This is a genomic window from Clostridium ihumii AP5, assembly GCF_000612845.1.
Classification (GTDB): Bacteria; Bacillota; Clostridia; order Clostridiales; family Clostridiaceae; genus Clostridium_J; species Clostridium_J ihumii.
Window position 1 is genome coordinate 1 of sequence record NZ_CCAT010000085.1, and the last position, 24,117, is coordinate 24,117.

Here is a 24,117-nt window from a genome sequence, read left to right on the forward strand (position 1 = left end):
CCCCGCCTATAAAAAATATATCATCACTATTATACTTTTTTATTTTTTCAAATAACTGTTTTTTTGAATTTAACACAATAAATCCCTCTGCACTGTAATTTTTATCCTTAGTTAATACTATATTTACTCTATTCTTTAATGGCTTACCATTAGGCAAAGATTCCTTAGTATTTCGCCCCATGACTACAACCTTATCTATTGTGTTTTCTTTAAAGTTTTTTAAATCTTCTTCTATGCTAACTAAAAGTTCACCTTTATATCCAATACCATAATTTTTATCTATTGCTACAATTAAGTTCATTTCCCCACCTCTTAAAGTCATTTTGTTATCTTATAATAATTTTAGCACAGTTTGCATAGTGTTCCAATTTTAAATGCATTATAAGTTTATGGAACATAAAAAATAGGATTATCTCTATTTTAGAGATAATCCATAATTTTTATTTTAAATGTGAATACTTATATTATTAATTTTTAGTAGGTGCTAGTTACTAAAAATCTTGCAAAGGAATTTTGTGCTTTTAAGCTACATTTTTAATATAAGTTTCACATATTATTTATTATGAAAATTTTAATCCATTTACTTCTTGTTCTTTTAAGTAAGCATTTTTTTCTGATTCTAATATAGCCATAGCTTTTCTTATATAATAAAATCCTGTAATAGATGATATTATATCTGTTATTGGGAATGTTATAAATGCCCCTCTGATTCCTATGATTTTTACTAAAACCACAACTATTGGTATAAATAATATAAGTTGTCTATATATTGATAAAATAAAACTTGATTTTGCTTCTTCTATTGATTGATAGAAATATATAGACACATAATATAATCCTAGTACTGGGAAAATTGCTATACATAATCTAAATGCAACAACTGTCTCTTCTAATAATGCTTTTTCTCTTAAAAAACTTCCAATTATAGGTCTTGTAAATACCATCATTATTACCCATAAAATAGTTGCTGTTATTGTTGCTCCCTTAACTGATTGTTTTACTATTTCTTTTAGTCTCTTATAATTTCTAGCTCCATAATTATAAGCTGCAATCGGCTGCATAGCTGAACTTATTCCTATTACTGTTATATACAAGAACATTGAAACTCTTGTAACAACTCCAACCATTATAATTGCGTTATCGCCACCACCACTAGAAACTAATAAGTTATTTAATAATGCAGATACTATAGCATCTGATATTTCTATTATGAATGTAGAAAACCCTATTGCTACTATGGATTTTACTATTTCAATTCTTAGCTTAAATTCAAATTTAAGCTTTAATGTATTTTTTACTTCTTTAAATTTATAAACCATAAATATAAAACTTATAAATTGTGATACAACAGTTGCTATAGCAGCTCCTGCTACTCCCATTGACAATACATTTACTAATATAGCATCAATTATTATATTACAAATTGCACCAATTGATGTTGCTATTAAAGTTATTTTAGTATTTCCTAAAGCTGTCATTATATAACAAGCCACAACTGTTAATGCTTGGAATATACCACCAATTAATATTATACTTATATATTTTTCAGCATAAGGATAAATTACATCACTTGCACCTAATTTAGTTATTATAGGATTTTTAAATATGAATATTATAGTTGGAATTACACTAAGTAATATTATAGTTAAAACAAATGCGTTATTTATATTTTCTTTTAATTTATCATAATTTTCTTCACCTAAACATCTAGCTACTGCTGTTGATGTACCTACTGCTATTAATAACCCTATTGATATTAATAGCCTTTGCACTGGGAAGGCTATCGTAAGTCCCCCTATTGCATTTGCACCAACTGCTCTTCCTACAAAGAAAGTATCTACCATATTATATAATTCTGAAACAAATAATGATATTATTGCGGGTACTGCAAACTTAAATAATATTCTACTTATTTTTCCTTCCGAGAATATTTTGTTATCTAACCCCATCTTTATACACCTCGTATCTAAATTGCTACGATATACTTTGGCATTTTATATCTTCTTGCCATATGTGAATATTAAAATCTATTTTGTACTTATTTTCACATTTTTTTATCTTATATATCTTATACTACTATTATATATGTTCAAAATAATACTTACACTCACTAAAAAGCTGTATAAAATGTACATTTTTAAGGACATTGGGTTAAATTTTATATTTAAAAAAAGTACAAAAGCACATTAAAAAGGGTGCTTTTGTACTTTTCTTAGTAAAATTAGTGTTGCTCCATACCCATCTATCTTAGGTGCAATATGAAATACATTTGCTTTTTTTGCATAACTAAATTTTATTTTTGGAAATGCAGCTTTACTTAAAAGTTCAATCTCATCTTCTTCTATAAGATTAGGTTTTCCAAGCTTTAACCAATAATTAAAGGCTGATCCCTTTCTTTCACCTATCTCATAAAAAGTCATTCTATAGTCGTCATAAAGATTAGTTATATTAAGGAAGAATTTCTTTTCACTAACATTTTTACTTCCTCTTTTTTTGTTGAATTCCTTAATATCAACTAGGCTTTCTAATTCTTCACTATAAGTATATAAAAGAATTTGATAATCATCTCCCATTGCTGTTACAATGTATCCTTCTCCATATGCTATTAAAGTATCTCCTAATAAATTTAAAAGATAATATGCAAAGTATGATGGTTTTCTTATTCCAAACCCATTAAATATCCCTCTATCTCCCATAAATAATTGACTATGAAAGCTAGTTTCCTTTTGCACTACATCTACAACCTTCATAAGAATACCATCTTCCTTCTTTATCGCCTTATTAATTATATATGGCAGCATATAAGATGTATCATATATAGGATTAATACTTGTGTGTTCAATGTATGGTGTTTCTTCTATTTGTAAACTATATTGAACCGTAAATAATTCAATGATTTTTTCTTTTAAACTTTCATTTATGGAATTATGAAATTGAAATTTCCACTTTTTAAATTCATACCAACCATATTCTTCTGTAAAATATTTAATAAAATACTTTAACATATAAAGCAAATTATCATCCTCAAAATTTTCTTTTTCTATAACTATAAATGGTCTTAAATCTAAATCTAAAATAAAATCCATGATTTGTTTTAGATACATAAAGTTTATAAATTCGCTATTCTCAAATATACCCAAATGTTTTGAAAACATCTTAGTCATTTTTCCATATTCAAATCCTATATTTGCTTGAATATCCTTTATATAATTCCTACAATTTTCCTTTAACAAATCATATCCATATCCTAAATATATTACTTCTTTATAATTATGTTCAAAAACTCCTTCATTTTTTTCCATATCTATATTTAATCTTATAATTTTTTCTTCATAATCATATCTTTCATAGTCCTCTAAATAATCAGATATAATTTCTAATGTTTCTTTATTTATTTCTAACGTTTCTATCTTTTTAATTTTTTCTAAGTCTTTATCATCTATTTTATAAGTTTTTCTATATTGTTTTGGTGTTAAGTTATAATGCTTTTTAAAATGTTTATTATAATATCTACTATGTGAAAATCCTACTTCTTCTGATATATCAGATATAGTCATATCAGTATCTAAAAGTAATTTTATAGATTCTTCCACCCTAACTAAATTTACAAAATCCTTAAAACTAAGACCCATTGTATTTTTTATTTCATGTGAAAGATAATGTGTACTCAAAAATTCTTTTTGAGCTATATCTTGAAGACTTATTTTATTATTATAATTGTTATATATATATTTTGCTATCCTATGATATCTTTGTAATTGCTCATCATTATCCTTAATTTCTTCTTTTTCATACATTAGATAATGAAAATTATTTATAAGGTGATATAAAAGTTCTATTAGTGTATCTTCTATAATTTCATCGTAATCATCTTGTTTCTGAACTAATTCACAAATTACTATAGACAAATATCTTCTAATCACTTCATAATTTTCTTCATTTTGAGCTCCTTCATCAGATGAATTAACATAAAAAAATATATTTTCCATATCCTCATAAAATTGTTCAAAAAACTTTAAATCAATATGAAATATTAGTACTTCATTATCTTCATCATTATCACAAAAAATTCTATGTGCTTCTTCTGAATTTATTATTTCTATTTCTTTTTCTTCAACTTCATAAGTATCTGACTCGATAGTAACATTTATTTTACCTTTTAAAACAAACAAAATTTCTAAAGATTTATGCCAATGTATTGGATATTCTTTAACATTTACTAATGAAATATCTATTGGTAATTTATCCATATATGATATATATTCAACTCTCATACTTTCCTCTCTTTCTTAATTTTAAGTAGTATCCTAAGTTAATTATAATATCATAATTATTTTTTTTGCAAATTGCAAACATATTTTAATCTAAAATATCCTTTTTTAAAACATACTTTAAAAGTATTATAAATGAAAAAAGTATACAAGTACCTTTTAAAATAATAAATATAAAACTAGCAGATTCACTTTTTCTTTCAATTAAATAATAAGCTGACCAAAATGACATAAAATTTAGTATTAGATAAATTCCTATAACTATTTTAAAAACTATATTTATATTAATTCCATGTAATAATGCTAATGTGCAAAAGCTCAAGAATATAGCAAATATTAAATTCAATATTCTAAGTAAAAAATGTGACTTTTCAATGTCTTGCCATATAAAATACTTAAATAACATTCTTATTTTTTTCATAATATAGACCCCCATTTTCTTAATTCCTTCCAAATATGAAAGTATAAATAATTTGGAATCATATCTAACTACTTAAATGATATCACTCTTTTTTAAACATAAACCATATAATCTATTTATTCACATTTTAATTAGTATAAATTAATCTGATCTAAATGTTAAAATTGTAATTGTAATCTTACAAATATATAAATTAAAATTTAAAATTGTAACTCTTTTGGATTTATATTTAATAATTTATTGTATAATAATATAAATGAAATTTGAGAAAATTTATTTTTGGAGGTGATTCAATGGATATTTTTAAAAAGCTTGAGATTTTAAGTGATGCCGCAAAATATGATGTATCATGTTCTTCAAGTGGTAGTAATCGTAAAAATGCTAACGGTGGCATTGGAAACTGTAGTTCAAATGGTATTTGTCATACTTTTACTCCTGATGGTCGTTGCGTATCACTTTTAAAAATTCTTCTTACTAATTACTGTATTTATGACTGTAAATATTGCATAAATAAAATAAGTAATGATGTTCCAAGAGCATTTTTTACGCCAGAAGAAGTGGTAGATTTAACTATAAATTTTTATAAAAGAAACTACATTGAAGGCTTATTTTTAAGCTCTGCTATTATACAAAATGTTGATTATACTATGGAACTTCTTTTAAAAGTTATAAAAACATTGAGACTTCAATATAAATTTAATGGTTATATTCATATTAAAGCTATACCTGGTGCAGACAATAGACTTATTGAAGAAGCCGGTATGTATGCTGATAGGATGAGTGTTAATATAGAGCTTCCTTCATCTAATGGATTAAAACTTTTGGCACCACAAAAAAATAAAGACAGCATATTAAAACCTATGTCTTTTATAAAAAATGGAATAATTCATTCTAAAGAAAATAAAAAAATTTTCAAATCAGCACCAAACTTTGTTCCTGGTGGTCAAAGTACTCAATTAATAGTTGGTGCAACTAACGATAATGATTTAAGCATTCTAAAACTTTGTGAAAGTTTATATAAAGGATATGATTTAAAAAGAGTTTATTACTCTGCGTATGTTCCTGTAAATCATGGTGGTAATCTTCCTAATATAGATAATCCACCTATTCTTCGTGAAAATAGACTTTATCAAGCAGATTGGCTTATGAGATTTTATGGATTTAAATCTAATGAAATTCTTAATGAAGATAATCCAAACTTTCATGAAAAGTTAGATCCTAAAACATTCTATGCCCTTAATAATTTAACATTGTTTCCTGTTGAAATAAATACTGCACCATATGAACTGCTTCTTAGAGTTCCTGGAATAGGCTTGAAATCTGCAAAACGAATTGTTCTTACACGAAAAGTGTCTTTTCTTTCTTTTGAAGACTTAAAAAAACTAGGTATAGTTTTGAAAAGAGCTAAATACTTCATAACCTGTAAAGGAAAATATTATGGTGAAATTGATATGGAGAGAGAAAAAATTGAAAAGAAATTAATTTTAGAAAAAGATAGTACTAAAAATAGTAATTTAAATTTTGAACAACTTTCACTCTTTGGATCTCCAATACCATCTAAAGAAGACAAAATTAAAGTAATAACAGGACAAATTTAATTGGTAGGTGATTAATTTATGTATGTATATGTTTTTGATAATACTTTTGAGGGTTTTCTTACCTGCATTTATGAATCCTATTATAACGAAATAAAGCCTGATAGTATATCTATAAAAGAAAGTTATACCAATAATTTAATTGATATCCCTTTAGAAATAACTACTGATATCAAAAAATCTTCAAAAGTATATATTTCCATGGAAAAAAATTTTACAAATCAAACATTAAAAAATATTTTTAATGTTTTTCTAAGTAATAATAAAAACAAATATTGGATTTTATATAATTATATTAGATTAGCCTTTAAATTTAAATCTGACGTAGATATGTACTTAAATAACTCTTTTATTCTAGATGCTTCTAAAATTTCAAAATCTGTTCAATTAGAAGCTCATAAATTTACTGGCTTTGTTCGATTTAAAGAATTCGAAACTAATAAGTTTTATGCTTCTATTGAACCAGATAATAATATATTAGTTTTATTATCTAAACATTTTGTTTCTCGATTTAGTAATCAATATTTTATTATTCATGATATCAAAAGAAATTTAGCTCTTATTTACAACTGCAATGATTATTTTATTACTGAATTAGATGGTGATTATTATAAAAAAATTTCTACTTTAAATGACTCAATTTATGAAAACTTGTGGAAAAACTATTTTTCTTCTGCTTCAATTGATTCAAGAAAAAACCCTAGGCTTCAATGTAGACAAATGCCTAAAAAATATTGGAAGCATATTTTAGAAACACAAAAATAAAAACTAGAAATTATATAGGAAAATATTTATAGTCTACTTCCTATATATACCTAGTTTTTATTTTTAGCCATTACTTTTCTTTTGCTAAAAACTTTATTGTATCCTCAAAGTTCATTGGCTTTGCATAATAATATCCTTGTACAATATCACAATTGTGTGATTTTAAATACTTTATTTGGTCTTCTTTTTCTACACCTTCTGCTATAACAGATAAATCTAAGCTATGTGCAAGTTTTATTAGTCCTTCAATAATTCTCTCACTTTTATTATTTACCCCTATATCATCTATATAACTTTTATCAATCTTTAAGCAATCTAAATTAAGTATTTTTAAATACTTTATAGGAGATAACCCTACTCCAAAATCATCTAAAGACATGCTTATTCCTTGATTATGAATATTTTCAAGCACTTCTAAATTCTTTTCTAGTGCATTCATTATAACACTTTCTGTTATTTCTAATTCAATATATTTAGAGTTTAAATTATATTTCTTTAATGTGTCTATAAAAAATCCTGTTAGTTCTTTATCTTCTAATTGAATTTTAGATAAGTTTATAGATATTTTAAAATCATCATATCCCATATCTATAAATTCCCTGCACTTTTTACAAGACTCTTCAAAAACAAATCGCCCAATTGGAATTATAAGTTTCGTATTCTCTGCAATCGGAATAAACTCTGATGGTGGAATTAATCCTTTTTCTGTATGATTCCATCTTAAAAGTGCCTCTAGCCCTACAGTTTTTTCATTTATTGTACTTATCTTAGGTTGAAATACCATATACATTTCATTTAACTTCAATGCTTTAGATAAATCTTTCTCTATAGTAAAAATCTTATTTAATTTTGCTACATCATTTACTTGGAATATTTTATATGAATTTCTTCCTTGTATTTTTGACTTTTGCATTGCAATATCTGCCTTATAAATTATTTCACTAAGAACCTTCCCATGCTCTGGATAAAGAGCTACACCTATATTTATTCCTATAAATGTTTTTTTATTATTAATCTGAATAGGTTCCTTAAATAGCTCTATTATATTTTGTATTTTAGAGGTTAATCCGCTATAACTATCTATTCCTTCTGAAAAAATAAAAAAATTATCAGCATTTCCCTTAAATAAAATCTCATTTTCTGATATATTCCTTTTTATTTTTTGGCTAATAAACACTAAAATTTTATCTCCCATACTATAACCTAAATGTTTATTTATTTCTCTAAAATCAATTATATTTATAGACATCAAGCTAACAGTTCTATTTAAATTTATAAATTCTTCCCTAGACTTTTTCATTACTATATCAATTAATGCAAATTTATTAGGTAGACCCGTCATTTCATCAATATAATTAAACTTATAAAATTCATTATACATTTTTTCACTTTTGTTTATTTCCTTAATTGCTAAATATACATTAGATTTATCATCTTTTTCATGTTCACCTATAACCTGTATATATTTTTCCTTTCCTTCAGATGATATGACTTTATAATTCTCAAAATAATATCTTTCTTTACTATTCAAAAAATTCAAAAAACTATTTTTGTATTTTTCTATACTTTCTCGTGGAAAAATATCAAATATATCATTTATGTGATATATTTTTTTATTAAATCTATTTTCTTCTAACATTATGTTTATTGATGGGGTTACCTTTAATGTTTTACTCCTTATATTTAATTTTCCTATGCCATGTAAAACTCCATCTAATGTAGGAATAATTTTATTATTGCTTATAAAATTATCATTTAGTTCTATGATTTTACACACTTTCTCAACAATTATCTTCTCACTTTTATCATTAGTTTTTACACTTCTATTAACAATTAATTGAAGTAATTTTCCATCAGATCTTATTACTCTATATTTATTTTCATAAACACATTTGTTTTTTAAATCTTCTGGATATACAAATTGATTCCACATTTGTATAGTATTTATTCTTTTAATATAATCTTCAATTCCTAATAATCTATATCCTAATAAACTTAAATTTAAAATATTTCTATTAACATTCCATTCAAATAAAATTTTATTTAAATTATCAGGACATTTTATTAAATAAAGTTCATTTTCATCTTTATTTAGAGAGAACTGACTATCTTTACTAAAAAAACACGTATAATGCTTGTCCTTTTTAAAATTCATTTAATAACACCTCATCAAATTCATATTTCCAATTAAAATTTTTTACATTTCATAAAAATTGTTGATGATTTAGTTTTTGTTATAATTACTATTAAAAACTTATTATACTTATATTAATATATCCAAATTTAGAAACTAATCCTTTTAAAAACAAACTCGGAATATTTATTTATGATATTTTAAATATGGTATTAACTAATTTTAACAATATGGTATAATATCTGTAAATAATACTTATAAATTTTAAATACTTATAAATTTAAGTTCTTTAATTTTAATTTACAATAATTAGTTATTTTTTCCATTATAGGTTTATTATATACTATTTAGTTTTGTTTTAAAATTATTTTTTCAAATTTCTTTATTTTAAAACAATATCACTTTATAATTAAATAAGACTTATTTTATGAAGATATAAATTAAAGGAGTATTTTTATGAAAAAGATAAAGATAAAAAAATTCAAAAAAATAATTAAAACATTAAAAAAGAAAGTTATTAAAAAGACAAAAGTTATTAAAAAAATTAAAAAATAACTTTTCAGCTTAATATTTAAGCATATATTTAATTTTCAAGTTAAAAAAGATATACTTTTATGTATATCTTTTTTAACTTGTTTTATTTTAATGTTAAGTTAATAATTCTTCATTTTTAGAAACATTTAAGTCGATTCGTTTCATACATACACATGCTATAATCATACTTGCAACTTCCACAATTGGAATAGTTATCCACACCCCATTTATACCTAAAATCATTGGTAAAATTAATAATGATATAAGTACAAATATTACACCTCTACATAATGAAACTAATGTGGATGCCTTTGAATTTTCTATTGATTGGAAATAAGATACTCTTGCTATATTAGCTCCCATAAATAAAAATGCAATAAAGTATAATTTTATTCCCCTACATGTCATTTCCATTAATTTTGCATCACCACTATTAAATAGTAAAACAATTTTTTCTGGAAATAATACTCCTGCGGCATAAAATATAGCCCCAAATATTACTGAAGTTTTTATTGCTAATTTTAATGCTTCATGTACTCTTTCATATTTCTTTGCACCATAATTTATACTAATTATAGGTTGAATTGCTTGTGCTATTCCATTAAATATTGCTACACATACAAGTGATATATTTGCAATTATACTATATGCTGATACTCCTATAGCGCCTTCTATATTAGATATAGACATATTGAATGCAAATATTATTAATCCACTTGATAATTCCATTATAAAACTTGGAAATCCATTTTTTAGTATTCTATTGATTATATTTTTATCTATTTTTAGTTTATCTAATTTAAATTTTAAAGTGTTATTTCCTCTTATAAAATGAGTACTTAAAAGAAGAATTGTTATTACTGGTGACATTGTTGTTGCAATAGCTGCACCTTTCATTCCCCAGTTAAATATGAATATAAATACAAAGTCAAATACTATATTAGCAAAGTTTCCTATAAGCATACTCCACATAGCTAATCTTGGATTTTTATCATTACGTACAAAAACAGTTAATGTATTTGACATTAAAAATGCCCAACTAAACCATACAATAACACCTAAATAACTCTTTACCATATCTAATACATCTGGAGTTGCTCCTAATAAGTAACATATTTTTTCTGTAAAAAATATTCCTATTACAGTTAAAAATATTCCTATTGAAACATTTATAATCATTGAAGTTGTAAATATTTTATTTACTTTATCATATTCTTTTTTTCCCATGGAAACTGAAACAGCTGTAGCTCCTCCAATTCCTAATAATAATGCTATAGAAGAAAATATGTTAAATATAGGTATAGCTATATTCAGTGCTGCCAATCCTTCACTTCCAACACCTTGACCAATAAATATTGTGTCAAATAATATATTTAAAGATAGCCCCATCATTCCAGCTATACTTGGTATTAAATACTTTATAAAAATTTCTTTTACATCTGATTTTAATAAATCTACTCTTTTATTCATTTTCCCACCTTCTTATAAGGCACATAAAATTAAATATGCCTAACCTTCTAACTATATTAATTTCAACGCCAGAAGTTATTTTAAAGGTTATAGTTACTATAAGGTCAATACCTCTTTGATATGTTCTTATTTTCTTTATATTTAAACTTTTTCATCAACTGGAATTTGTATTTCTTTTATATATTCCTCACTATAATCTGAAAATGTACTATCTATTATAGTAACTATCATAGAATCGCCTATTATATCGTATTGTTTATAATTTATAAAATTGATAAGTTTTTCATAATATTCACTAGCTGCTTCATCAGTTCCATTAAATGCTAAGGTTGCATAATGTCCTTCTTCTATTATTTTACTATTTTTTATTTTAGCTTTATTTCCACTTAATATTACTCCTACTGCATCTAAGTATAAAAATTTTTCTTTACATGTATTTTCTTTAGAAATTATTGAGCAAATATTACTATTAAATATTGATATATCATCTTTTACTGTTTTATATATCTCTTTTAGTCCATATTCAAAATCTATACTATTTCCACCATTTTTGAAATCATATTTTATCATTTTTCTCTTTTTAAAATATTTAATTGATGGTTCATATATACTACTATCATTTCTATGTATTTCAACGTCTTCTATTTTACTTTTTATACTATTTAAATGATTACTTAAAATTTCTATTTCTTCTTTTAACATAGATTCCTGTTGCTTCAAAATACTCATCATTTTATCTATATCTCTTTCATGGAAATATTCCTTTATTTCATCTAATGGAATCCCTAATTTTTTTAAAAACAATATACAATCTAGTATAGGAAATTGATTAATATCATAATATCTATAATTATTTTCCTTATCTATGTGTTCTGGTGTAAATAATCCAATCTTGTCATAATATCTCAATGTTTGAGCTGATACATTATGAAGTTTAGCCATTTCTCCTACTAATACTTTATTTTTCATATGTAAATCCTTTCATAAAAAAATTACTTGTTAAAATAAAAGTATTATAAACATATATAATTGTTATGTCTATAATACTTTTATTCTATTTTATAACTTTATTAAATTTTATAAGTTCTTTAAATTCATTTACTTTTAATGCAAATAAACATATAGAATATGTTATCATTCCCAAAACAGTAGATATAGCTACTGCTAAAAGTATATTAATTCCCATTATTGCATTATAAGAAGTTTTAACTACTATAGCCATAACTACAACTGATATAATTATTTTCATTGTAGTTATTGAAATGTCTTTCAAATTTATGTTTTTCACTTTATTATTTAAATTTATAAATAATAATAATGATGCTATAGCTGATGCTATTGATGTTGCCAATGCTATACCTTTAATACCCAATTTGCCTATTAGTAAAAAGTTGAAAATTATATTTATTACTACTGCTATAATTCCATTAATTGTTGAAGACTTAGTGTCTTGCATAGCATAAAGAGATTTATTGAAAATTTCTCTTAAACCAAAGAAAGGTATACCCATTGAATAAAACATTAATGCCGCGGATGTCATTTGAACACTTCTATCATCAAAGTTTCCATGTTTAAATATTATCGTTACTATTGGTGTACTCAATAATATAAGTCCAACAGAACAAGGTAATAAAATTAAATTCATATTGTTAATACCTTTTTCTATATATCCTACAAACTTAACCTCATCCTTTTCACTAATAGCTCTAGATAGTGTTGGAAATATTACTGTTATTATAGCTACTGCAAATGTTGCATAAATAACATCTGAAACTCTTTGTCCATAGCTTAATGCAGATATACTACCATAATCAAGTCCTGATGCTAAATTTTGATCTACTAATTTATTTATTTGATTTGCTGTTGCACCTATAATTACTGGTAATATTAATAGTATCATTTTCTTTATCCTACTATCTTTAAAATCTAATATAGGTGTTATTTTAAATCCATGCTTATGTAAAAATGGAATTTGAGCTACTGCTCTAAGTATCCCACCAATAACAGTGGCTATGGTAAGCCCATATATACCTCCACCTGCTCCAAAAATTATATAAATTATAACTGGCAAATTAAATATTAACCCAACTACTGTTGGTCCTAAAAAATCGTCCAAAGTTTGAAGTATAGCAGTATATCCAGAATGCATGATTAAAAATATTATACTCACTATACTTATTCGTGTTAATTTAACTGCTAATTCAAAAGTTTCTCCTGTTGCTTGTGATGCCATAATCTTAACTATAAATGGTGTAAAAATCATTCCTAATATTATAAGAATAACACCTATTAAACTAACTATATTCATTATATTATTTGCAAACTTGAACATTTCATCTTTGCCTTTTTTATTTAATGTATCACTTAGTATTGGTATAAAAGTAGTAGTTATTACCAATGATATCATTATAAATAGAAAATCTGAAACATTCATAGCAATATTATAAGCATCCGTTTGAAATGTAGTTCCAAATGCACTGCCTACTAGTGCATCTCTTAAAAAACCAATAACTTTATTTACTAAAGTCATAATCATAATTACAGTAGCAGCTTTTGCTAATTTTTTCTTCATAACTTCCTCCAAAAACTATAGGGTTCCAAGTTCAAATTTAAAATAATATATTTATCAATTGATACTACTAATGTTACAGTTTATTCCATCATCATATTTGGAACCAATTAATGGTTAACAATGATAGTTAATATTATTCATCGTTAATTGCTAATTTTAGTACTATATTTTAAATTTCTCTTTGTAGAAATAACATTATTCTCATTTGATACTTAAATAATTTATTTTCATATTATTTTAAGCCCTTATAAATACATTATATACAATTTTATTTTATTTAAAATAAAAAAATTATAGACAATATCTCTATTATCTATAATTTTTAAAATCTATATAAACAATAAATAATTATAAATTATGCACATTTGTCCTATAACATAAGTAATCCATACCCATATAGATTGATTTTTAGGTCCCTTTTCCTTTATCTCCGATACTCCTATTATTAAATCTGATAATATAAATACTATAGCACCTACTGTAGTTAACAAAAACTTAGTTGTTGTTGTAATAGTTAAATTTAAGGATATCATCATCATTGTTACTATTACTAAGGAATATACTAAACTTAGATAATTAATTTTTTTAGATTTCATTTTATTTTTAACAAACTTTGACCATATAATCGTTGTAAATATATATCCAATTGGTATTATAAAAATTAAGCAAATAAAATTCCCCTCTAATTTTGAAGTTGCTAATATATAACTTCCCATATAAGACACATGTGCTAGTATGAAAAATATTATAGCATAGCTTAATCTATCTTTAACTTTTACAATCCTAGCCATAATAATATCACCTATAGTTGAAAACGTCATACCTATAAATAACAACATAAGATATGGCTTCAATTTTTCATTTGCTGAGCATTCCCAAAATACAAATGCCATAAGTATCATAGAAAAACTAAACATCATTTTTACTTGAGAATGTAATTCACCATTTACCACATTAATTTTTCTACATTTCCTTAACTTATAAAAACTATCACTAATTATCATACCAAACTGAATAATTGCTATAATTATAATCCATTCATTTTGTAATTCCATAAATCCCCCCCCTTTATACACCAAAAGATGTTTTGGGTATATACTAAATACTATCACAGTGTCTTAACTTATATGTTTATTTTCATTAAAGTTAAAAATTTTTTAAAATTTATTTACATATTCAATATTACTATTTTTATATTACCATTATTACAAACTTAATATATTTCTTTTAAAGTTTAATTCTATCCATACTTTTATGTTTGAATTAACATAAAAAATGATGATGAACACTTTTGATTCATCATCATTTTTTATTTTTCTATTCTTTAATCCATTCTTCCCAAATATCTGTACAATAACCAACAGTCGCATTTTTACCATTTCTAACTATAGGGGTTTTATATAATTTAGGATTTTCTAATAAAATTCCCATTTTCATTTCTTCGCTTCTTATTTTATCTAAATTCAATTTTATATAATCTTTACATCCTGAATTTATCAAATTTCTAAGACCAACAGCCCTTTTAATGTTTTCTAATTCACCTTTACTTGGTCCTTTTATGTTTAAATCTATAAATTGAAACTTAATATTTCTTTCCTTGAAAAATCTTTCTGCTTTCTTTGTATCAAAACATTTTTTAGTTCCAAAAATTTGTATATTTATAAAACTCACCTCTATCTTATCATTTTATTAGTTTTAATCTATTATAGCATCTAATCCTGATAAAGTTCCTTTATATATAAATTCACTATGTTTACATTTTGAACAAACATAAACGTCAAAAATTAAATGTTCTTCATAATCAAATACTGCTGCGAAAAAGCCTCTATTATTATCTTGTGACTCAAATCTATACTCCTTTAAATATTTCATTTCACTATTACATCTCAAACAATTCATACACTTAACTCCCTTTGTATAATTTTCCAATTCATAATTATATACATAATGTAATACATATTCAATTACTTTCTTAAAATATGTATTAATGTATAATTATGTATTAAAATTTAAAATATTTAATAAATTCATTTATTTACAAACTTTACATCACCAAAAAAATAAAATATAATAGAATAGCTTTTATATTTTTATAAACTTAAAACAAATAAATGTACAAATATGATTTTAGACATATTTATACTTTAATTTAAATATGAACTAAAAAACTATAATTTATTATTTTATAAGTATATAACTTCAATATTGGGACATGCTTAAAATCACTTTTAAAATAGAATTATTATAAAAGTAGAGTTTGATTCCATATAACCTTTATAACTTCTAAAATAATTATAATTAATTTTTACCCTCATAAAATATTTAATTAAAACTTAAATATTTTTAATTGTGAAAAGGAGTAGTTAAATGAATACAAAAACAATATATTTAGTTTTTACTCGTACTGGAACATGGCTATCTAATGTTATATATTGGTTTACTTCTGATGAATATGTACATGTTTCAATTAGCTTTGATAAAACATTTAGCGAAATGTATTCTTTAGGTAGAAAAAATCCTCGCAACCCTTTTTCAGGAGGCCTAGTAAAAGAAAATATACATGATGGAGTTTTTAAAAATTTTTCTAATAGTAAATGTTTAATTTATAAATTAGATGTAACAGAAACTCAATTTAACACATTAAAACAATCAATTGATTTTCACTACAATCAACGTGAAAAATATAGATATAATTTCTTAGGCTTATTAGCTTTACATTTAAATATTCCTCTTAAAAGAGATGATTATTACTTTTGTTCTGAATTTATATCAGAATTATTTATAGAAAGTGGTATTCATACTACTACAAAACTACCTCAATTTATGAAACCTCTTGATTTACTAGAAATTCCAAATAAGGAGTTTGTTTACGAAGGCTATATAAACGAATATAAAACTACTAATACTTTAGCAATATTACATAATTAATTTAATAAACTACATAAATTAAAGGTTGTCATTTTACGGACAACCTTTAATTATTAATCTACAACAAGCTTTTTATAACATTTTAAAGACATATCAATTAACTTCTGTGATAAATCAATTATTTCATTTATCTCTTCCATTTTTAAATTCCATCTTTCTGCTATTGTTTTAACTAATTCTTTTTGTTTTTCATGGAACTGTCCATCTGCCAATATCATTCTATATAGTTCAAAAATTATTATTTTTTTATCACTTCTACTTGTACTTTCAAAATCTTTCATGATCTCTTCAAGTGGTCTTTTTCTAGGCCTATATTCATTATCAAAAAATCCACATTCCTCTGTGAATTTCATAAGCATCCAACTTTCACTTGATGTTACACACATATCTACTCTCATAGTATATTGGGCTAAATCAAGGAATGTTTTTCTATGTTCTTCCTTTAAATCCATTAAAAACATTTACATTCCCCCTACTTTTAAATAGAACTTTATTTTTCTATATTTTTTTATCTAATTAAAACTATACTATAATTATAATCTTTTTTCAATTCATTATTTTCTATAATTTTATAAAAAATAAAAATTGCTATGTTAGATTTATCATAACAATTTTAAATTTATATTCTTCTATATTCCTAACTTTTTCTTTATAGATGATTTTATATTATCTATTTTTGAATCATCTCCAGTTCCTTTTAATACATTATTGTATTGATTAAGTAAATCTTCTAAATCACTTATACTGTTTATAAGTTCCTTTTCAGTTACTTTAGCTTTTAATTCATTTATTTCTTTTTTTAAATCTTCATATTCTTCATCCCATTCACTTTCCACATAATTTTTTTTCATTTCTAAATATTCTTCTTCTATATCTCTATATACTTCAAATATATCTTGTTTCATAATTGAAATATTTAAATTTTTCTTATCATAATCTTTAGCACTTTTTTCTTCATAATATACTTTTAACTCTTTATCTAATTCATTTTTTATTTTTTTTATTTTTTCCTTGTCACCTTTTTCTTGTAATATTTTCCCGTATTCTAAATATAAATTTTCTATATTTTTTAATGCATTATTTAAATTATCATTTTCACTAACTGATCTAAGTGTATCTATATCCTCACCTATTTCACCCTTTAATTCATTCCACTTAGTTTCATTTTTGTTAACCAATTGGTTTAAATACTCCTCTTCTATTTCTGTATATATATCTAATATTTCTTCTTGTACCTCATCTTGTGAAATAGTGTTATGATTTACTCCACTATCACCTTGTAACGGTGGCATTTGACTATTTTTTACTTTTTCAGTTTGTTTACCACACCCAACAAGTTGAGTAGATAAAACTAACGTTAATAAAACTATTATTATTCCTTTCATCTTTTTCCTCCTTAATACAATTTATAGAACTCCAAGTTCAAATTTTAAATACCATCTTTATCAAATGATATTATTAATCTTACAGTTTATTTCTATTTTTATATTTGGAACCAAGTAAGAGTTACGAGTGAAAAGTGATGGTGAATATCCCAGGGATTGAAATCCCCGCTACAATGTTTTATTTGTACTTCAAATAAAATCTGTATAATATTTATCCATAAAAAGTTCATTTTGGAGAATAAATTCCCCATCATAATGTTCTTACTAATCACAGTTTCAATAGTAACTATCACTATTACTTTGGGTATTTTATAAAATTCAGTTTTTATATTGTTTTTAACTAAATTGCTCTGTAAATTTAATAAAAAATCATTCTTTAAAATTGGAAATCCAATTTTCACCTTCACTGTCAATTGTCCATTGTCAATTTTAAAAATATAGATTAAAACTCAAAATTAAAATTCTCAACTGAAACATGAATAACTTAAAGTTTAAACTTGTTTCCCTATATATATAACTTTTAATTTTCTAATTATATTCTTCCATACTTTTTAAAATTTATTAATTATAAATTATATCTTAAAATATAATTTATATGTATTCTTATCTTAATCCCCATATATTTCAAGTATGAAAATTACTATTTTACGTAAAATCACTTTCAAATTGAATTAATTACTATTAAAATTAACTTAAATATTTTTTATAATACTTTTAAATTCAGATATATTTAATTATGTAGTTCTCTTCTAAACATATTAATTTCCCACCTTTTGAGAACTATAAAAGGAGCAAAGTCATCCTACTTTGCTCCTTTGAACTTTTATTATTAAGATATATTTTTTATTAATTCGCTCATCAATTTTAAAGATACAAAACACTTTTCTCCATTGTTCATATGTATAATTTTATTTTTAGTATCTATCTCTTTTATTTTACTCTTATTTACTATATATGATTTATGACTTCTATAAAAATTATCATTTAAATTTTTTTCTATCTCTTTAAGTCTTCCATAAAATTCAACTTGCCTATTTTCCGTATGCATAACTATTTTATGCATATTGCTAGATGTTTCAAAAAAAACTATTTCATCAAAATCCATACTTATAACTCTATCATATGACTTTATCGTAAATGTATTATTACTCTTTACATCTACATTGTTTAATTTTTTTTTCGCTTTTAACAAGCACTCTCTTATCCTTTTGTTTAAATTTCTATAATCTTCTTTAGTTATATAATCCATAGCTTCAATTTTGTATATAAATGTAAGATAGCTCATCTCTATATGAGCAGTTATAAAAATTATAACTCCCATTGAATCATATTTTCTTATTTCTGCTGCTAACATAATTCCATTTATATCATCATTCAAATCTACATCTAAAAAATAAACACCTATATCTCTATTCTTACTAACATAATCTATAAGTTCTTTAGGACTATCAGTTTCTAAAACTATCTCTAAATCAATGTTATTTTCTTTTCCTACTTGTCTTATTTCTTCACAAACTTTATTTCTTTGAAATTTATTATCTTCACAAATAAAAATTCTTATAGTTGTCACCCCATTCAATATATCTCTAATATTTGAATAAATTTATTTTCTTTTATAGATGTATCTAATATTACATTGTCATATTTATTTATAATTTCTTTCAAGTTAGAAAGTCCTAATCCCCTATTTTTTCCCTTTGTTGAATAGTTTCTTTCAAAAATTTTAGATATGTTTGGCACTGATAATTTTCTACAATAATTATTTACAAATATCATTTGAACTGAATTATTATTGATATTATTAACTAATGCTATCTTTATTTCTGGATTCCTACACTCTACAGCAGCTTCTATGGAATTATCTAATATTATTCCTATAATTCTACAAATATCTAATGCTTCAATATTAATTTTATCTATGCTTCCTATTATATCAATTGACACTTTTATATTTTGATTTTGTGCAACTATTATTTTAGACGATAAAATTCCTTTAAGTTCTATAGCTTTTATATTTTGTAATCTTAATATAGAATACTTGTCCATATTTAATTCACACGTAAGTGGCGATATATTTTTTTCAAAAAACTCTTTTAATCCTGACATATCATTTTCTTCTATATATCCTGCCATAGATGTGATAATATTAGTATGATCATGCTTGAATTTTCTAAATGTCAAATATAAATCCTCTAAATTTTTTGTATATTCTCTTAAGTTTTCTAATTGATTTATATCATCTTTCAATTTAATTTCTTTTTTTACTGTACTTAATACAGAAAAAACTACTACTAAGAGAAGTATAAAATATGTTATAAATAATGCACCATTAACTTTTACAAGATTGCTAGATGGAGTATATCCTTCGTTTAATATAATATTAATATAATAAATAACTACTGTTAAAATTAATATTATCACTATTAATATGCATGTTTTAAATCTCAAATACATTTCCATTGACGATACCTTTTTTCTTATAAAAAAACCTAAAACTAAACTTATTAAATAACTTATAAGATAAACAAGTATCCACATAGATAAATATTCAAGAAATCCTATACTTTCAAATATGTCCACATTAAATACTTCAATTGCTATTAATTCTCTAACATAATCACTTACAACAAAAATTATTGTAGAAAATATAGAAGTTATAATTCCTGTTAAAACTATTTTTTGTTGTAAATACATCATCAATACTACACTTAAATTAACAACTAGGATTATTAACCCATTATTTATAAGTCCTATGGTTCCAGCTATTAAACTAACTACACCAATCCATAAAATCATATTCTTTTTTTCAAACTTTACTATTGATAAATTTAAAACACATATATATATACTTATGGAAAATAATAATGCATAAATATACCCCATGTTTAATTCACACCTTATCTTTCTAAATTAATATAGTTTTAGCTTGAATATTATTTGAATTTAAATCACACCTAAACTAAAACTTAATTTTCAACTCTATTGTTATAAAATTAAAAATATAAATTATTCCCAAATCATTTTAATTATACATTTGAGTGCATATATTAATCACTCCATTTTTGAAATGTTGATTATTTTCTGATTAATTCACAAAAAACATTTTTGTCAACTTTTTTTGTAAAATATTTCATTTATATAATACCATAAAATAATTAAATTTAACATCCATTTGTTCTATACATAAAATAAACTATTCATTAAAATTTATTTTTATTTATATTAATGAATAGTTTTTAAGTTCTACTAAAATTTCATTTTAAAAAAACATACCTTTAACTTTTCTTAGAAATATAATTATTGCTAATAAATCAGCTGATCCTCCTGGACTTATATATTCTTCTATATACCTTTTTTCTAATATAAATGCTTCTTTTTTTCCTTCTTCTGTTTTCATACCGCCTAAACTTAAAATTGTTTTAGCATCATTTTTTACATTTTTCAAAGTATTTATATCATGCCTATGAACAATAGTGCTATCTTCTACTTTTGACATAAGTTCTAATAAAATTTGAACATTTAAATCATTATTTTTAAGTACTGATAATTCATATTTAGGAAGTACATCATTAAATACTACTGTTAACCCCTCTTTTATCTCACCTCTAATTCCTGTAAAACCATCATTTATATATAACTTTTCTCCATGTGTCATTGGTTTATTTGTGTCTATCTTTTTGAAATCATCTAATATATCCTTAACCATTTCCTTCATGTACTCTTGAATATATTCAAAAGTTTTATTGTCATATAAAACTTTTCCTACAACTGAAGAAATTATTCCCATAAGAAATATCATTCCCTTATGTGTGTTAACACCCTCAGTTGCCTTAAACATTTCTTTTTCGCATTCAACTCCAATTTTTCTTATATCTTTAAATATCTCTTCTAATCTTTTATAAGAATACCCTACTTTTATCATTTCTCTTATATATGGAGTTATTGCAAAGGAGCTTTTTAAAAATGTGTAATAATCCATATCCTTATGAGATCCCATAGTAGCTGGAGATACAAGACCAAAAGATGGCATAGCTGAAACCTCACTAATCATTGCATTTAAAGCTTCTTGGGATATTCTATAACTTATATCTTCCCTAGTTTCTATGTATTTTAAATACTCATTATGTAAAAGTCTAAAGTATTCATTTATTTCTTTCATACTGCATTTATCATTATTCTGTAAATTTATTTTCTCTATTTCATTATCTATAAGATATAAGATATCCATATCTATGCATTTACCTAATATATGATTATTTTTTATACTTCTCATGCTCACTTCTAAATCACCAGGTATTACATCTAATACAAATTTCACATTCTTACTCATTTCTTTATTATAACTATACTTATCTATTATATAATTTTCATATAAATCATCTATTTCTCTCTCTATAATTGTTACAATTTCATTTTCAAAATAAGTACATTCTTGTTCACCTTTATAACTTATCTTTAATGTTAAAACTGACTTTTTATATTTTTTAACTAATATTTCTTCATTCTGATTTGTTTCCATTTTACTCATAACTTCTCTTTCAAATTTCTAAATAATATTTAATACATATCTAGAAAAATTCCTTTCTCAACTACAGTTTTTCAATTAAATTCTTTGTTTTTTATTATACCATCTCTTCATTTTTGTTTTAATATTTATATATTTAAATTTAAAATAATATATCATTATTGATGATAATCTAAAAAAACACTAATAATTTATATCCTATTTAATTATTTAACTTATTTTCTTATATAATACTAATTTTTAGATATTTTTAGACTTTGACCTTCTTTGACTTTTAGTTTAATATATAAATATAGTTTAGATAACTTAATTTATATAGGAGGTTTTTAGTATGTTTGGATTAGTACCTTTTAGAAAAAATTTAATAAATTCTAATGTTAATTCTTTTGACAATTTTATTTCTAATTTCTTTAATGATGACTTTTTAACTTCATCAAATATGATGGGAAACTTCAAAGCTGATATTAAAGAAACACCTAATGAATACATCATAGATGCAGAATTACCTGGAATAAAAAAAGAAGATATAACTATTGATTATAAAAATAATTATTTAACTGTTTCAGCTAATAGACAAGAAGTTATTGAAGAAAATAATGATAATTATATAAGAAAAGAAAGACATTACGGCAATTTTTCTAGAAGCTTTTACATTGATGACATAGATAAAATTTCAGTAAATGCTAGATTCGATAATGGTATTTTATCAATAGTTCTGCCTAAATTAAACAATAAATTTATTGATAACTCTACTAGAATTAGAATTGATTAAAATAAATAAGTTTTATATATAGTAAAAAGAGAATTGAAAAATCTTCAATTCTCTTTTTACTATATATAATTCTATCTTTCCAATTATTAAGCTTTTATTTCCTCTGCTATTTTAGTTACTTTTTCAAGACTTTCTTCTATAGCTTTATTTTTTTCTTCTTCTGTAAATCCAGTTCCATCTACTAATATTTCTTTAAAATGTTCTATTCCCATAAATTTCATTATATCTTCAACATAATTTAATCCTTTATTTAATGCTTTTTTTAGTATCCATGGAATACTAGCTCCAGATGATTGTATATAAATCATAGTTCTATCTTTATCATTTAATAATCCGTCTACTTTGTCTTGTGCTATTTTTATTGTTTTCCCATCTTGTATTACACAATCTATATACTCTTTTAAAGGTGCAGGAAATGATAAACTCCACATTGGAGCTGCAATAACATAAACATCTGCCTCCTTAAATTGATTACATAATGCTATTATTTTTCTAACTTCTTTTTGCTCTTTTTCATCTAATTTTTTTAAATCATAATCATTTAAAAGACAATTTCTCTTTTCAAAATATTGATATTCTAAACGTGGTATATGTGCTTCATATAAATCTAACTCCTGAAGTTCAAAATCATCATGACAATCTAAAAACTTGTTTACAAATGCTCTACCAACAGTTTTGCTAGCTGAAAGTTCTTCTGGCTTTGAATTTACTGTAATGTATAATAATTTTTTCATAAGTTCATCTC

General features: G+C 23.5%; 21 protein-coding genes. 4 read left to right on the top strand and 17 right to left on the bottom strand.

Features of this window, described 5'->3' with window-relative positions; translation table 11 throughout:
* The 4 genes from BN346_RS18075 to BN346_RS18090 all read right to left on the bottom strand — a co-directional run.
* On the bottom strand, positions 1-301 hold a 301-nt coding region (locus tag BN346_RS18075), incomplete at its 3' end, for a dihydrofolate reductase (protein ID WP_040330457.1).
* Positions 302-560: 259 nt separating this feature from the next.
* A complete protein-coding gene (locus BN346_RS18080) occupies positions 561-1,949 on the bottom strand; it encodes an MATE family efflux transporter (RefSeq protein ID WP_040330458.1) in 1,389 nt (462 codons plus the stop codon).
* 237 nt (positions 1,950-2,186) lie between these two features.
* On the bottom strand, positions 2,187-4,274 hold the full coding sequence (locus tag BN346_RS18085; protein WP_040330459.1) for a helix-turn-helix domain-containing protein: 2,088 nt from the start codon (positions 4,272-4,274) through the stop codon (positions 2,187-2,189).
* Between the two features lie 85 nt (positions 4,275-4,359).
* Entirely contained in the window at positions 4,360-4,692 is a 333-nt protein-coding gene (locus BN346_RS18090; protein WP_040330461.1) for a hypothetical protein, read from the bottom strand.
* A 293-nt stretch (positions 4,693-4,985) separates the two neighbouring features.
* On the opposite strand from BN346_RS18090, the gene BN346_RS18095 reads away from it, so the two are divergent.
* Positions 4,986-6,290, top strand: coding sequence for a putative DNA modification/repair radical SAM protein (locus tag BN346_RS18095; protein ID WP_040330462.1), 1,305 nt, complete (start codon positions 4,986-4,988; stop codon positions 6,288-6,290).
* Between the two features lie 18 nt (positions 6,291-6,308).
* Positions 6,309-7,052, top strand: coding sequence for a TIGR03915 family putative DNA repair protein (locus BN346_RS18100; RefSeq protein WP_040330463.1), 744 nt, complete (start codon positions 6,309-6,311; stop codon positions 7,050-7,052).
* A 70-nt stretch (positions 7,053-7,122) separates the two neighbouring features.
* On the opposite strand, the gene BN346_RS20730 is transcribed toward BN346_RS18100, so the two are convergent.
* From BN346_RS20730 to BN346_RS18135, 7 genes are all read right to left on the bottom strand, one after another.
* Complete coding sequence (locus BN346_RS20730; RefSeq protein WP_051540508.1) at positions 7,123-9,207, bottom strand: putative bifunctional diguanylate cyclase/phosphodiesterase; 2,085 nt, start codon at positions 9,205-9,207, stop codon at positions 7,123-7,125.
* A gap of 627 nt (positions 9,208-9,834) precedes the next feature.
* Positions 9,835-11,190: an MATE family efflux transporter gene (locus BN346_RS18110; protein ID WP_040330464.1), complete on the bottom strand. Its 1,356-nt coding sequence runs from the start codon at positions 11,188-11,190 to the stop codon at positions 9,835-9,837.
* Between the two features lie 141 nt (positions 11,191-11,331).
* A complete protein-coding gene (locus BN346_RS18115; RefSeq protein WP_040330465.1) occupies positions 11,332-12,159 on the bottom strand; it encodes a MerR family transcriptional regulator in 828 nt (275 codons plus the stop codon).
* Positions 12,160-12,244: 85 nt separating this feature from the next.
* On the bottom strand, positions 12,245-13,762 hold the full coding sequence (murJ, locus tag BN346_RS18120) for a murein biosynthesis integral membrane protein MurJ (protein WP_040330466.1): 1,518 nt from the start codon (positions 13,760-13,762) through the stop codon (positions 12,245-12,247).
* A gap of 329 nt (positions 13,763-14,091) precedes the next feature.
* Positions 14,092-14,817 (bottom strand): lysoplasmalogenase, encoded by a 726-nt coding sequence (locus BN346_RS18125; RefSeq protein WP_040330468.1) that lies wholly within the window; start codon positions 14,815-14,817, stop codon positions 14,092-14,094.
* A 262-nt stretch (positions 14,818-15,079) separates the two neighbouring features.
* Complete coding sequence (locus BN346_RS18130) at positions 15,080-15,424, bottom strand: arsenate reductase family protein (protein ID WP_040330663.1); 345 nt, start codon at positions 15,422-15,424, stop codon at positions 15,080-15,082.
* A gap of 33 nt (positions 15,425-15,457) precedes the next feature.
* Positions 15,458-15,661 carry a zinc ribbon domain-containing protein gene (locus BN346_RS18135; protein WP_040330469.1) on the bottom strand — a complete coding sequence of 68 codons (204 nt, stop codon included), beginning with the start codon at positions 15,659-15,661 and terminating at the stop codon, positions 15,458-15,460.
* A 468-nt stretch (positions 15,662-16,129) separates the two neighbouring features.
* Here BN346_RS18135 and BN346_RS18140 point away from each other — a divergent pair, with 468 nt between their 5' ends.
* Positions 16,130-16,690 (top strand): hypothetical protein, encoded by a 561-nt coding sequence (locus tag BN346_RS18140; protein ID WP_040330470.1) that lies wholly within the window; start codon positions 16,130-16,132, stop codon positions 16,688-16,690.
* A gap of 53 nt (positions 16,691-16,743) precedes the next feature.
* On the opposite strand, the gene BN346_RS18145 is transcribed toward BN346_RS18140, so the two are convergent.
* The 5 genes from BN346_RS18145 to citG all read right to left on the bottom strand — a co-directional run bounded on the left by BN346_RS18145 (position 16,744) and on the right by citG (position 22,603).
* A complete protein-coding gene (locus BN346_RS18145; RefSeq protein WP_040330471.1) occupies positions 16,744-17,151 on the bottom strand; it encodes a hypothetical protein in 408 nt (135 codons plus the stop codon).
* A gap of 168 nt (positions 17,152-17,319) precedes the next feature.
* A complete protein-coding gene (locus tag BN346_RS18150; RefSeq protein ID WP_040330472.1) occupies positions 17,320-18,075 on the bottom strand; it encodes a hypothetical protein in 756 nt (251 codons plus the stop codon).
* Between the two features lie 829 nt (positions 18,076-18,904).
* Positions 18,905-19,645: a LytR/AlgR family response regulator transcription factor gene (locus BN346_RS18160; RefSeq protein WP_242838459.1), complete on the bottom strand. Its 741-nt coding sequence runs from the start codon at positions 19,643-19,645 to the stop codon at positions 18,905-18,907.
* 5 nt (positions 19,646-19,650) lie between these two features.
* A complete protein-coding gene (locus BN346_RS18165) occupies positions 19,651-20,958 on the bottom strand; it encodes a sensor histidine kinase (RefSeq protein ID WP_040330475.1) in 1,308 nt (435 codons plus the stop codon).
* Between the two features lie 376 nt (positions 20,959-21,334).
* A complete protein-coding gene (citG, locus tag BN346_RS18170) occupies positions 21,335-22,603 on the bottom strand; it encodes a triphosphoribosyl-dephospho-CoA synthase CitG (protein ID WP_081771070.1) in 1,269 nt (422 codons plus the stop codon).
* A gap of 328 nt (positions 22,604-22,931) precedes the next feature.
* On the opposite strand from citG, the gene BN346_RS18175 reads away from it, so the two are divergent.
* Positions 22,932-23,372 (top strand): Hsp20/alpha crystallin family protein, encoded by a 441-nt coding sequence (locus BN346_RS18175; protein ID WP_040330476.1) that lies wholly within the window; start codon positions 22,932-22,934, stop codon positions 23,370-23,372.
* Between the two features lie 86 nt (positions 23,373-23,458).
* Here BN346_RS18175 and BN346_RS18180 read toward each other — a convergent pair whose 3' ends face one another.
* Positions 23,459-24,106, bottom strand: a complete 648-nt coding sequence (locus tag BN346_RS18180; protein ID WP_040330477.1) for an FMN-dependent NADH-azoreductase — start codon at positions 24,104-24,106, stop codon at positions 23,459-23,461.
* Between the last annotated feature and the right edge of the window lie 11 nt (positions 24,107-24,117).

Coding starts and splice junctions, on each gene's coding strand:
- BN346_RS18080 (WP_040330458.1), bottom strand. CDS start 1,949: ATGGGGTTAGATAACAAAATATTCTCGGAAGGAAAAATAAGTAGAATA.
- BN346_RS18085 (WP_040330459.1), bottom strand. CDS start 4,274: ATGAGAGTTGAATATATATCATATATGGATAAATTACCAATAGATATT.
- BN346_RS18090 (WP_040330461.1), bottom strand. CDS start 4,692: ATGAAAAAAATAAGAATGTTATTTAAGTATTTTATATGGCAAGACATT.
- BN346_RS18095 (WP_040330462.1), top strand. CDS start 4,986: ATGGATATTTTTAAAAAGCTTGAGATTTTAAGTGATGCCGCAAAATAT.
- BN346_RS18100 (WP_040330463.1), top strand. CDS start 6,309: ATGTATGTATATGTTTTTGATAATACTTTTGAGGGTTTTCTTACCTGC.
- BN346_RS20730 (WP_051540508.1), bottom strand. CDS start 9,207: ATGAATTTTAAAAAGGACAAGCATTATACGTGTTTTTTTAGTAAAGAT.
- BN346_RS18110 (WP_040330464.1), bottom strand. CDS start 11,190: ATGAATAAAAGAGTAGATTTATTAAAATCAGATGTAAAAGAAATTTTT.
- BN346_RS18115 (WP_040330465.1), bottom strand. CDS start 12,159: ATGAAAAATAAAGTATTAGTAGGAGAAATGGCTAAACTTCATAATGTA.
- murJ (WP_040330466.1), bottom strand. CDS start 13,762: ATGAAGAAAAAATTAGCAAAAGCTGCTACTGTAATTATGATTATGACT.
- BN346_RS18125 (WP_040330468.1), bottom strand. CDS start 14,817: ATGGAATTACAAAATGAATGGATTATAATTATAGCAATTATTCAGTTT.
- BN346_RS18135 (WP_040330469.1), bottom strand. CDS start 15,661: ATGAATTGTTTGAGATGTAATAGTGAAATGAAATATTTAAAGGAGTAT.
- BN346_RS18140 (WP_040330470.1), top strand. CDS start 16,130: ATGAATACAAAAACAATATATTTAGTTTTTACTCGTACTGGAACATGG.
- BN346_RS18145 (WP_040330471.1), bottom strand. CDS start 17,151: ATGTTTTTAATGGATTTAAAGGAAGAACATAGAAAAACATTCCTTGAT.
- BN346_RS18150 (WP_040330472.1), bottom strand. CDS start 18,075: ATGAAAGGAATAATAATAGTTTTATTAACGTTAGTTTTATCTACTCAA.
- BN346_RS18165 (WP_040330475.1), bottom strand. CDS start 20,958: ATGGGGTATATTTATGCATTATTATTTTCCATAAGTATATATATATGT.
- citG (WP_081771070.1), bottom strand. CDS start 22,603: ATGAGTAAAATGGAAACAAATCAGAATGAAGAAATATTAGTTAAAAAA.
- BN346_RS18175 (WP_040330476.1), top strand. CDS start 22,932: ATGTTTGGATTAGTACCTTTTAGAAAAAATTTAATAAATTCTAATGTT.
- BN346_RS18180 (WP_040330477.1), bottom strand. CDS start 24,106: ATGAAAAAATTATTATACATTACAGTAAATTCAAAGCCAGAAGAACTT.